At 44.9% G+C, this 12,422-nt stretch carries 11 protein-coding genes; 2 read left to right on the forward strand and 9 right to left on the reverse strand.

All coding sequences use genetic code 11. From position 1 onward, the window contains the following. Positions 1 to 58 precede the first annotated feature (58 nt). The 9 genes from OCV50_RS06855 to OCV50_RS06895 all read right to left on the reverse strand — a co-directional run bounded on the left by OCV50_RS06855 (position 59) and on the right by OCV50_RS06895 (position 9,033). Positions 59 to 475, reverse strand: a complete 417-nt coding sequence (locus OCV50_RS06855; protein ID WP_239840855.1) for a hypothetical protein — start codon at positions 473 to 475, stop codon at positions 59 to 61. Next, the gene (locus OCV50_RS06860) at positions 459 to 1,538 is read right to left on the reverse strand and encodes a formate dehydrogenase subunit gamma (RefSeq protein ID WP_239840856.1); all 1,080 of its coding nucleotides are present in this window, start codon (positions 1,536 to 1,538) and stop codon (positions 459 to 461) included. Before OCV50_RS06860 ends, OCV50_RS06855 begins: the two co-directional genes overlap by 17 nt. Positions 1,539 to 1,552: 14 nt before the next feature. Beyond that, entirely contained in the window at positions 1,553 to 2,161 is a 609-nt protein-coding gene (fdh3B, locus tag OCV50_RS06865) for a formate dehydrogenase FDH3 subunit beta (protein ID WP_032549044.1), read from the reverse strand. An 11-nt stretch (positions 2,162 to 2,172) separates the two neighbouring features. After that, positions 2,173 to 5,028: a formate dehydrogenase subunit alpha gene (locus OCV50_RS06870; RefSeq protein ID WP_239840857.1), complete on the reverse strand. Its 2,856-nt coding sequence runs from the start codon at positions 5,026 to 5,028 to the stop codon at positions 2,173 to 2,175. Positions 5,029 to 5,038: 10 nt separating this feature from the next. After that, a complete protein-coding gene (locus tag OCV50_RS06875) occupies positions 5,039 to 5,239 on the reverse strand; it encodes a twin-arginine translocation signal domain-containing protein (RefSeq protein WP_239840858.1) in 201 nt (66 codons plus the stop codon). A 76-nt stretch (positions 5,240 to 5,315) separates the two neighbouring features. Next, positions 5,316 to 5,948 carry a TorD/DmsD family molecular chaperone gene (locus OCV50_RS06880; RefSeq protein WP_261904075.1) on the reverse strand — a complete coding sequence of 211 codons (633 nt, stop codon included), beginning with the start codon at positions 5,946 to 5,948 and terminating at the stop codon, positions 5,316 to 5,318. Between the two features lie 9 nt (positions 5,949 to 5,957). Beyond that, positions 5,958 to 7,619, reverse strand: coding sequence for a 4Fe-4S dicluster domain-containing protein (locus OCV50_RS06885; protein WP_261904076.1), 1,662 nt, complete (start codon positions 7,617 to 7,619; stop codon positions 5,958 to 5,960). A gap of 378 nt (positions 7,620 to 7,997) precedes the next feature. Further along, positions 7,998 to 8,582 carry a DUF3306 domain-containing protein gene (locus tag OCV50_RS06890; RefSeq protein WP_261904077.1) on the reverse strand — a complete coding sequence of 195 codons (585 nt, stop codon included), beginning with the start codon at positions 8,580 to 8,582 and terminating at the stop codon, positions 7,998 to 8,000. After that, positions 8,572 to 9,033: a DUF3305 domain-containing protein gene (locus tag OCV50_RS06895; protein WP_261904078.1), complete on the reverse strand. Its 462-nt coding sequence runs from the start codon at positions 9,031 to 9,033 to the stop codon at positions 8,572 to 8,574. Before OCV50_RS06895 ends, OCV50_RS06890 begins: the two co-directional genes overlap by 11 nt. A gap of 332 nt (positions 9,034 to 9,365) precedes the next feature. Between OCV50_RS06895 and fdhD the strand changes: the two genes are divergently transcribed. After that, entirely contained in the window at positions 9,366 to 10,199 is an 834-nt protein-coding gene (fdhD, locus tag OCV50_RS06900) for a formate dehydrogenase accessory sulfurtransferase FdhD (protein WP_239840863.1), read from the forward strand. A gap of 296 nt (positions 10,200 to 10,495) precedes the next feature. Beyond that, on the forward strand, positions 10,496 to 12,385 hold the full coding sequence (locus tag OCV50_RS06905) for a methyl-accepting chemotaxis protein (RefSeq protein ID WP_261904079.1): 1,890 nt from the start codon (positions 10,496 to 10,498) through the stop codon (positions 12,383 to 12,385). Positions 12,386 to 12,422: the final 37 nt, after the last annotated feature.

Below are 12,422 nucleotides of genomic sequence, written 5' to 3' on the forward strand. Positions count from 1 at the left end.
GAGATTAAAAAACCCAGCGCTGGGCTGGGTTTTAATTAGGAGAACTCTGGGAGTGCTATTACAAGTTTGGTCCTGTCGACGCTTTTTGTGGTAGACCCTGCTTCAGACGCGTCATTCCTTGGTACATACGAATGAACCAAACGACGATAGCAACAGCACCAAACAACATACCTACGTAAGGGATGTAATATGCGATTTCATCGATGAAATGGCTCTTATACCAGTAGTCGTTTACACCGACCAAAACGCCATTTGATGTCGCAACTGTAACAATCAATACCACAAAGTAAGTCAGATTGAGGAAGAAAGTGCGAATCAGGCCGTAGTAATGAGAGTCAACGACTTCACCATCTTCCCCTTTGTCTAAGCGATAGCCAGCGTAAACAATCGCGATCACACCAGAAATCAGACAGGTAAATGGCGTAAAGCAACTTAATATGTAAGCAACCCATATACCCTTATGAGGTTTGTTCATTCGGTTTTACCTCTTTATTTTCTGTGTGAGAGACAGTTTCTGTGTTCACGACAGAAGCGCCACCTTGTGCTGCCTCCTGCTTCTCTTTTGCCATCACTTCTTCATACCAAAGGTCGTGGTGCTCTTTAGCCCAAGTTTCATCCACCTCGCCTGTTACCATACCTTCTAGCGCACCTTCCATACCGAATAGGCCGATATAGATATGGAACACAAAGCCACAGATAAGGATCAATGCCGCCAACATATGAACTAAGTTAGAAAGCTCCATATCACGACGTGTTTGACCAAAGATTGGGAAGTCGAGAACTAATCCACTGATCGCGACGACGGTACCGACGACGATAAGTAGCCAGAATAACGCTTTTTCACCAGCGTTTGAAAACTCTGCCGATGGATGTGAGCCCTTATGCTTACCAACCATGCCGCCAAGTTTCATGAACCACTTAAGGTCAACCATCTTGAAGATAGACTTACGCCACCACTTCACTAGTACGCACATCAGCAATACATAGAAGATTGGACCGATGTAGTTGTGGTATTGCTTAGCGAGCATAATGATAAAGCCCCATAGATCCGTTGGGATATAAGGCTTTAAGAAGTGCTTACCGTAAACCAGCATCAAGCCACTAAAGGCGAGAGTCAGGAAGGTAAACGCCATACTCCAGTGGAGCGCTCTGTCTAAGCGAGACCAACGTTTTATCTTACGTCCTGTTCTTGGTGCGCTTAACATCAGCGGACCAATAACAACATACATCAGAGTAACAAAGGCAATACTACCGAAGATAGCAACTGCGCCTGCCGGAGACATCCACTTCTCTTTTAAGATGTACCACGTTTGCCCGGGCGTACTGATCAGCATACCGTGCTCAGCAGATTGAGACGTTGTGTATCCAGTCTCACCTTCACGCACTTGTCGCCAAAAGTCTGCACCCGCCAGTTGGGTCATCTCACGCTCTGCGGTATTCGCTTTCGTCTCAGCAGCGTGACTCATTGGAGCCAGCATTGTCAGTGCTGCCAATAGCGGCAGCACGACAAGTGAGAGACGTTTTAACAATGAAAGCATACGTCTCTCCCTACTTAGCTCTTAGTCGCATCGTAAGATAGGTCGTTACCATTGGTCCAACCTGCGCCTTTTGCACCGCGCTCTACAACACGCTGACGGAATACATCAGAGACTTTCTCTGCATCACCCGCTAGTAGCGCTTTAGTTGAACATAGTGATGCACACATTGGCAGCTTACCTTCAGCAATACGGTTCGCACCGTACTTCTGACGCTCTTCAACAGAGCCTGCTTCAGTTTCAGGACCGCCTGCACAGAATGTACATTTGTCCATCTTACCGCGCTCACCAAATGCTTCCTGTTTAGGGAACTGCGGTGCACCAAACGGACAAGCAAACAGACAGTAGCCACAACCGATACACAGATCTTTGTTATGTAGCACGATGCCATCTTCAGTGTGCTCGAAACAGTCTGCAGGACAAACCGCCATACATGGCGCGTCAGTACAGTGCATACAAGCAACTGAGATAGAGTTTTCACCCGGTTCACCATCGTTCAGTGTTACAACGCGGCGACGTTGAATACCCCACTCTAGAGCATCATCGTTTTCGTTTTTACATGCGGTGACACAGCCGTTACATTCGATACAACGCTTAGTGTCACAAAGAAATTTCATTCTAGCCATTATTGGACTCCTTAAGCCTTGCGAATGTTACAAAGGGTTACTTTCGTTTCCTGCATTAACGTTACAGGGTCATAACCATAAGTGGTTGCTGTGTTTGCAGCTTCACCAATAACATACGGGTCAGTGCCTTCAGGATACTTAGAACGTAGGTCTTCACCTTGGAACTTACCGCCGAAGTGGAATGGGATAAACGCCAGACCAGGTTTCACACGACGCGTTACAAGAGCTTTAACCTTAATGCGGCCTTTCTCTGCACCTTCAACCCAAACATCATCGCCATCTTTAAAGCCGATGTCGTTTGCGTCTTTCGGGTTAACTTCAACGAACATCTCTTGTTGCAGTTCAGCAAGCCAAGGGTTAGAACGTGTTTCTTCACCACCACCTTCGTATTCAACCAGACGGCCAGAAGTTAAGATAATTGGGTACTCGCCAGATTTATCTTCTTCTTGAATCGATTTGTACAAAGTTGGTACACGGAAGATCGCTTCTTTGTCATCCCACGTTGGGTAGTCAGCAACAAGGTCGCGACGTGGTGTGTAAAGCGGCTCACGGTGAAGTGGTACGCGGTCTGGGAATGTCCAAACAATCGCACGCGCCTTCGCATTACCAAATGGGATACAACCGTGTTTAATCGCAACGCGTTGGATACCGCCAGATAGGTCGGTTTTCCAGTTTTTGCCTTCCGCAGCTGCTTTCTCTTCGGCTGTGAGATCGTCCCACCAACCTAGTTGTTTCAGAAGCTTGTCAGAGAACTCTGGGTAACCATCTTTGATTTCGCTGCCTTTTGAGTAGCTGTCTTCTGCCAATAGGCTTTGACCTTCGAACTCAACACCGAAACGAGTACGGAAGTTACCGCCGCCCTCTGCCACAGGCTTAGACGTATCGTAAAGAATATGAGTACCAGGGTGTTTCATCTCTGGTGTACCCCAACATGGCCAAGGCATACCATAGGTTTCACCGTGGATTGGGCCACCTTCTGCTTCCAGTGTTGTTTTGTGGAATGTGTGCCAGTTCTGTTGGTGCTCTTTAATACGCTCTGGGCTTTGACCTGTGTAGCCGATTGTCCACATACCTTTGTTGAACTCGCGTGTTAAGTCTTCAATCAATGGCTGATTATTTTCAACACGGATGTTCTTAAACAACTGGTCTGCATAACCTAGTTTCTTAGAAAGTAGGTACATGATTTCGTGGTCTGGCTTAGAGTCGAACAGAGGATCAACGACTTTGTCACGCCATTGTAGTGAGCGGTTAGACGCCGTTACACTGCCGTAAGTTTCGAATTGCGTTGTCGCTGGAAGTAGGTAAACGCCATCAGTGCGATCGTTCATTACTGCTGCAACCGTTGGGTATGGGTCAACAATAACCATCATATCCAGCTTTTGCATCGCCTTCTTCATTTCAGGACCACGAGTCTGAGAGTTCACCGCATGACCCCAATAGAACATCGCACGAATGTTTTCGCGTTGACGGATCTTGTCTTTGTCTTCAAGTACACCGTCAACCCAACGAGATACAGGGATACCTGCACTGTTCATTGGTTTTTGACCGCCGTATGCGTTGTCATCGAAACGACCTTTTACCCAGTCGAAGTCTAGATCCCAAACTTTTGACCAGTGGCGCCAAGAACCTTCAGACAGGCCGTAATAACCTGGAAGTGTATCTGATAATACGCCAAGGTCAGTTGCGCCCTGTACGTTATCGTGGCCACGGAAGATGTTTGCACCGCCGCCTGATTTACCGATGTTACCAAGTGCAAGTTCAAGCACACAGTATGCACGAGTGTTGTTGTTACCTGTGGTGTGTTGAGTACCACCCATACACCAAACGATACAACCTGGACGGTTTTCAGAAAGCAGCTTCGCTGTGTGGTAAACGTCAGCTTCTGATACGCCAGTTACGCGCTCAACTTCAGCTGGTGTCCATTTAGCAACTTCAGCACGGATCTCATCCATACCGAATACACGTTGGCGAATGAACTCTTTGTCTTCCCATTTGTTTGCAAAGACATGCCATAGTACGCCCCAAATAAAGGCAACGTCAGAACCTGGGCGAAGTGATACGTAGTGATCAGATTTTGCTGCTGTACGAGTACGTCGAGGATCCGCAACGACGATCTTACAGTTGTTCTTCTCTTTTGCGATCAGAATGTGCTGCATTGCAACTGGGTGAGCTTCAGCCGGGTTCGAACCAATGAATAGCATCGACTTACAGTTGTGCATGTCATTGAACGAGTTCGTCATTGCACCGTAGCCCCACGTGTTTGCTACACCGGCTACTGTAGTTGAGTGACAAATACGCGCTTGGTGGTCGACGTTGTTGGTGCCCCAAAGCGACGCCATCTTACGGAATGCGTAAGCTTGCTCGTTGCTGTGTTTCGCACTACCTAAGAAGTAGACAGAGTCAGGACCAGACTCTTTACGAAGCTCAAGCGCTTTGTTACCGATCTCTTCAATCGCTTGATCCCAAGAAAGCTTCTTCCACTTACCGCCTTCCAATTTCATTGGGTATTTCAGACGACGTTCACCGTGGCCGTGTTCGCGCAGTGCTGCACCTTTCGCACAGTGTCCACCAGCGTTGAATGGGTGATCGAATGCAGGTTCTTGACCTGTCCACACGCCGTTTTGAACTTCAGCGTAGATACCACAACCCACTGAACAGTGAGAACAGATCGTACGTTTGATCTCAGTTTTTGCATCTGGATCAACAGACTTTGCCTGTGCTTTCTTCATCATGCCTGGAGCAAATAGGCTTGCACCTACAACAGCGCCACCAGCAGCCAGTGAAGTGTTCTTCATGAATGCACGACGAGATACGCCGAGCTGATTGGTTTCCTTGCTCACACTATCGGAGCGTTTGACTAGTTTCATCCTCTATCCCCTATAGTGTGTCGTAGTAGTCGCGAATATGTTGCGTTTCACGATAGCCAGTCTTCTTCACGTCTTTTTTGGAAAGTTCAGGCGTTTCAGCTGCTGATACCACTGTTGAAGTTCCAGCGACAACAGCACCTGCTACGGCTGCAGTTGTTAAGCCTTTGAGTAAGTCCCTACGGCTTGTATTTACTTCTTTATTATCTTTCATCATTGCTTCCTTACCTTACGGTAGATCTTTATGGAGGCTTAATGCCCCTCTATCGATATGATCGAGTACTGCTCGATTACTCGTAATCAGTGACGTTTTTCACATCAATTTTTGATTTGTGCTTACTGCTCTTGGTATTCACACTAAAACGCACTTGCTCTAGTGATAGAAATGCTTGGCATAGCTGAGCGGCTGGCTTGTAAAAGTTGGCATGTTCTGCACTTTCCGTTTGACGAGTGAAAGATTCGAACCAAGGCGCAATATGTTTATTGAACACAACTTGCTGAAGCTCTTCTTCTTCACCAGTTAGCATCGCCATCACTTCACAAAGCGCCGAGATATGGTCTTCAGGTTCTTTAACGTTTTCATCACGTTCAATACCAAGAAGTTCAAGATCATGGCGAATCTCTGCTAATGGTTTTTCCATCATTGCGCCAGTCATGTGCCATGAACCAAAAGGCATGACTTCACCACGACCGATTCCAATGAACAGATCTTGATATTCGTCTTCCAGTGCTTCACGCTCAGATTCAATGGCGGATTTTTGAAGTGCAATCCACGCTTTTTGCATCGCACTTTCTGACTCTTCAATTTCTAGTGACTTTAAAAAGTCGATCATCTCTTCCGTTGGAGCACTACGAAATAGTGCAGACAGAACTAGGTAGATATCTGTTCTTAATGTTTGTTCTTGTTCTGAATGAGTATCCAAAGCCAACTCCTAGTATTTCAATTGTTTCAATGGATCTTGTGCCATTGAATCGAACATATCGATGACACGGCAGTCTTCACACATAGCAATACGATTGATCGCAGCTTCGTCTGAAAAATGAGAGTGACCGCGTAACTTGTTTTGCAACATATCAATCATAGATTGCGGAGCAAACGGCTTGTGACAACGGATACACTCCGCTGCTTTCTCTTCATGAATCACAACAGCCTTCTGACGCTCCTCTTTCACCCAATTCATACGAGGTGTGAGAGTCAGAACATTTTCAGGGCAGGCTTTTTCACAAAGGCCACATTGAACACAATCTTGCTCAATGAATTTAAGAGATGGAGACGTGCCATCGGTGTGAAGTGCACGAGTTGGGCATACCGCCACACAACTCATACATAAAGTACAATCTTTGCTTTCGCACGAAACGTTGCCATACGGTGCGTTTGATGGAAGCTCAACGATATTTTCTACAGGAATTCGTGATGTGCTTAGTGCGTCTAGAGCAGTAAACAGGCGTTGGCGCTTATTGCCTTGCAGGTCACCGAGTGCCAAATCAAACGAATCGGTACACAATGTCGGTGCACCTTCACGAAGAGATTCAAGATAAAGGATATCTATAGTCTCTTTTGCAACGCCAATTTGATCCAATAGCTCTTGCGCAATACCCACTTCGTTATTTAAAACTCGAATAATGGTTTGAGGCATAAAACGCGATGCTGCAAATAGAACCTGTGTTGCGCCATTGACTAGAGCAGCAAACCACGTATCAATTCCAATAGAAGGCAGTTCTTCAACGACAACCGGAATAACATTGTCTGGAAGTGCTTTAAGTGCCATCACGTTGTAAGTTTCATGACGCGAGCTACAAATCAGAACGATAGGGTCTAAGCCCCCTGCTTTCTCATAATTGGCTAACGTGCGTTCAATGAATTTTTGCGTGTCATCTGGATTAGGAAGTGCGTAGCTGATCGCTTCAGTTGGACAGCTAGTTGCACAAGTTCCGACGCCTTGACAAAGGTATGGATTAATCTCGATGCGATGACCCGTTTTGTCTGTACCTTCACTAGATAGTGCACCAGCAGGACAAGCATCAACACAACGCTCACAGCCTTTAACGCCACGAGAACTATGTGCACATAGGTCGGTATCTAGACGGAAGAATTTCGGCTTATCGAACGTCCCCATCAACGTTGGGATTTCTTCTAGAGCTTCGGCCAGTTTTGGATAACCGCGTCCAACTGGGTAATAACCCGGAACTGGAACTTCTTCAGTCATACAGCTGTCTAGGCAAAGGTCTAAAACAACATCAAAGCAATCATGATTGATAGCAACTTTCGCTAAGTTACTCGTCGTTCCACGGTTTTCAATTACGACTTCAAATGTGCCTAAGAAACCGGATACCTGTACGGAATTAGCAAAATAGAGCTCACTGTTTGAACCCTTTTCTCCGTCAGTCGATAACAAAGTAAGACTGGTTAGTTGAGGTAGCTGCGCCGCTGCGCTCTCAATGATCGCAGTTGGTCCAATGATTAAGGTATTACCACCACTTTCATAACTGACTGTTGGTGGAATAAGGTTGGTTAACTCTACGGTATTTTCAAAAGCATAGAGTCGCGCTTTACCATTATTTGATGTTGCTTGTTTTAATAGTTCTTTAAGCATTGCTCAGTTCCATATAGCGTCATGGATAATCTGCTCAACTTTGATTGTAGTCAGCCTCGAATAGAATGCTGATTAATTGCTCAATTAATGACGAGTCGACATTCATCATCGTTACTTAAACAATCTACAAACCCGTTGATAATGCTTGTACATAGCAATGTATATGCCAACTTTATTTTTAATTAATTTCAATGGGTTAGTTGTTTTATCTCTATTTTTTTAGGACAAAAAAACCGACTGGGACAATTTGTCTCAGTCGGTTCATTGAGTGTTTAGTCAAAATGTACCTATTGTTTGTGTGGTATATTTTGTCCCAATTTCATACGTAGCTGTGCCAATAAGATAGGTAACTGTGTTTTCATACAGTGCTTGTGATATTTAGGACCTTTCTGGTCTATCAGAGTCTGTGAGGCTATCCTGATCTTCTTGTTCAGGCTCCTCTAGCGCTTCTTCTGACACTGCTTTTGTTTCATCTTCTTCTAATTCATCACTAGAGGATGCTAACTCCTCTTGAGTTTGCGTGACTTCCGATTCGCTATCTTCGACGGTCTCTTTTACCCAATCCCTTAGTGTGTCCGCGACCCCTTCCCCAAGAGACTTAAGGTTACTGTAGTCGTCGTCATAGTCATCTAAGCCATCACGAACGTTGAACTCTTCTGATAAAAACAGCTTTCTTAGCGCAGCCTTTTTAACACTTTCTGATGCCTCAGAGACAAGCAGCTGAGCAACAGAAGGTGACTCACCATCACCTTCAGAGCTGTCTACTGAACTTTCTAGACTTTCACCTGAAACATCAGCGGACACTTGTTCAGAAGTAATCGATGATTCTTGTTCGCTAACTTGTGGTAATTCAGAGGCTTGGGTGTTATCCGTTGTGCTGTCTGACTCAGGTGATTCAATGTCAGTCGCCTTATCTCCATCTAGCTTACGCTGTGACCAGCGACTAAAGAAACTAGTTGCCATTAGCGCGCCCTGCTCCCTTGCGCTTCTTACGACGCGTTTCCAAAAGCTCCCCGTGACGACCAATAAAGGCTTCCATCCAAGCTTGAACGGCTAGAGGCATGTCAAATGAAAGTACTTGATTGTCTCCATCCATATACTGACCTGCGACCATTTGAGAGGCAGTCAGCAATTGAATAACAGGTACTCCTGAATCGACATTATCCATAACTAAGAAAAGCTTCGGCTGCTGAGAGCTTAGGTTAAAGCGATAATCTGTACGTTCATCTTTATGGAGCTGTAGTAGGCACACATCTTTCGTGTCGCTGTTAGGAGATAAGTCAAAGCCTGCGAGTTCCCATTGAGTGGTCGTCCACATGCCTGTTTTTATCTCTTTCTCTACACGATGAACGCCTATTGACCAAGACGTTTCGGTTTTCTCATATTGTTGTTCTAATTCTTTGGTATCCGACATATCTCATCCAGTTGTTATTGGACGCCGCTATCAATAGGACATTTTGTTCTATTAACGACGTCAGAGAATCTTTGATCTACTTGAACTAAGCAATAACCACGCCATTGCGTAATCAAATAAGCATGAGCTTGTGCTTAGATTAGACCGATGTGACATATTTTGCGCTAAGTAAAGGTAATTAACGGAATAATTTGAGATAAAGAGCGCCTTGGAATAAGAATTGCTTTAAGCATAGATGCAAAGAAGCCGTGACCCTTTTCGGACTTCAAAATAACGCCTAACCCGTCAACGTCAAAACGCGTGATGAGCGTATACACAACTAGGAAATTAAAGTGGTTAAACCAAACATTATTAAAACCAGTGAAAACCCTCTACAAACCATTGAAGTGGAAGTGTTCGACGAGTATGGCGAAAAGCTGACTAAACAGATTGCTTGCGAACGTCCGCTCACTGTTATGCTTAATTGGAAAGAGATCGTGACTCTTATGACGTTAGGATCTCGCCCTGAATCATTGGTCTTAGGGTATTTGAAAAACCAGAGCTTCCTTTCTGACCCTGAAGCTATCGAATCGATCATCATTGATTGGGAAACCAGCTCAGCGGCGGTCGTGACCAAAGAAGATACCAGCCAATTAGAAAGTGCACTTAAGAAGAAAACTGTTACTTCAGGCTGTGGTCAGGGCACCATGTACGGCAATGTAATGAAGCAGCTTGAAAATTACCAAGTGCCTCAGACTAAACTAAAGCAGTCAGAGATCTATACTGCCCTAGAAGCATTAACTCACTATAACGATACCTATAAAAAAGCCGGTGCGGTACATGGTTGCGCTGTGTGTAAAGACGATCAGGTGCTCTCTTTCGTGGAAGATGTTGGTCGTCACAATGCGGTAGATACGCTTGCAGGTGAAATGTGGCTCAATCAAGAAGATGGCTCAGATAAGATCTTCTACACTACCGGTCGTTTGACTTCTGAGATGGTGATTAAGGTTGCTCAAATGGGGATCCCTGTGTTGCTGTCTCGTTCAGGTGTGACACAAATGGGTCTCGATTTAGCACAGAAGTTTGGTATCACGACCATTGCGCGTGCAAAAGGCCTACGCTTTCAGGTATTTACGGGCGCCGATAAAATTATCTTTGATGTAAAAGGCAATCAAGCATCAGAGTAACCTCTTGTTGTTAAGAATTATTGCTAACAGCTATTGTTAAAGTTCGATTGTTAACGCTACAAAACAATCGTGCAGCCTCCTACTAGGCCCTAGATGACGTATTGCTCGCAACCAAGCACCTGGTAGCTATCTTACACTACCAAATCGTTATTTAGGGTCATTTCATATTAGTATTCCTTAATATTCTTGCGTTACTCCTCCAATAAGCTATTAGTTACATATCTATCTTTTATTAATATATAACTCAAATGAATAACTGATAGGTACACAACGTCATCGGCTAAAAGGAGTTGCCTATGGATAGGTCAACTGAAAAACAGCGTCCTGCGCTGTCATTGTCTATACGAAGTAAATTTATTCTTATCAATATCACGCTATTTGTCTCTGTTTTTGTTTATGCCGTATATGAACAGATGAGTCTTGACCGGCTTGAGTCGTTAGAGCGTGCCGCTAATGAAAACCTACGGAGTTCAGTAGACCTCCTCATGCTAAGAAGGCACGAGAAAGATTTTCTGGCAAGGAAAGAACAGAAATATGCTGAGCGCTTTGATAGTACTGCATTGACGTTGAATCAACGTTTATCCGATTTAAATCAGACGCTTATTTCTTACGAATTAGACCTTTCCAACAACTTTACCCAGATCACCCAAGCCGTTGAAAGCTACGAAAATCAATTTCGCCAGATTGTTCAACAAGTGAATGCGATTGAAAATCCTAACCCTTCCGTTGGTTTGATAGCGATGCTGGACAAAAGACGAACTGAACTAAAACATGCGGTAGAAAAAGAGGCCAATTTGTCATTGGAACTCGCGCTGCTTGAATTGGTCGAGAAAGATTTCCACTACCTTGCACATACCAATGATCAAACCAGCCTCGCTTTTGATGGTGCATTGGATACGTTTACTCCTTACGCGCAGAATACGGATACGACCAAACAAGCGTATTTGAACTATCGTGATTCAGTAGAAAAGCTACTCGTGGCAAATACGCGTTTGGGGCTTACCGCCGATTTAGGACTCAAAGGTGAACTTCGCCGAACTGTTCATCAAGCCGAGCAAGCGATCAATAACGTTCAGCTTGAAATCAATCGTTCAATTAGCCAAGCGAGTTCTGATACGAAGAATACGCTGCATCTGTTTGGCTTCGCAATCGTAATACTACTTTCAGTATTGTTGGCCTTCATAGGTAAGAGTGTTCTAACTCGTATTAAAGCGATTAACGACTTGATGGAGTCAATTGCAAATGGGGATGGTGACTTAACAGTGCGTATGAATGCCAAAGGTACCGATGAGCTTGCACAGCTCTCCCACTCCTTTGATGCCTTCATTAGTAAGCTACACGCTAACATTAAAGATCTCTCAGGCGTAATGACCGTTCTCACCGACAGCTCATGCAGCTCTGAGCAAGCGGCACAAAAAAGTATGAACAATGCTGAAAAGCAAAAGCAACAATCGGAATCCGTTGCTACGGCGGTCAATGAGCTTGTTATGACCAGTAACGAGGTGGCAGCGAATATTGAAAACGCCGCATTAAGTGCTGAGAAAATCAAAGGTAATGCGCATCATGCACTGCAAGAGACACACGCAACCAATGACAGTATTCAAGTGCTGGTTACTAATATCGAAGAGTCACAATCTTTAATTGATCATCTGGAAGAACAGAGCCGTGAGATCAACCAAGTTGTGACGACGATTCAAGGCATCGCCGAACAAACTAACCTACTTGCCCTTAATGCGGCGATTGAGGCGGCACGAGCAGGTGAACACGGTCGTGGCTTTGCCGTCGTCGCCTCGGAAGTTCGCGAGCTTTCATTAATGACGAACAGTTCGACTCATCAAATTGAAACCACTATTCAAGGTTTAACCAATGGTATCGATAAAACCGTAACTAAGATGTCAGAGAGCTTAAACCAAACCGAGCACGTAAAGCGTCAAACTAAGGGTGTGGTTACTGCAATTGAAGGTATTCATCTTCAGGTTGGCGAGATGTTCGATTTGAACAGCCAGATTGCCACAGCGTCTGAGGAGCAGTCTGTTGTCTCAGCTGAGATAGATCGTAACATCACAGATATTGCACAGTTATCGGTTGATACTTACGACGTGGTTTCAGGTTCGGTGCGCTGTAGTGAGCAGGTGTCTAATGTGAGTGTGAAACTGGATAATATCGTTGCTCAGTTTAAGTACTAGCCTCACTTGATTACAGTGCCTATGTTTCGGCGCTTAG

This window comes from Vibrio fortis, assembly GCF_024347475.1.
Classification (GTDB): Bacteria; Pseudomonadota; Gammaproteobacteria; order Enterobacterales; family Vibrionaceae; genus Vibrio; species Vibrio fortis.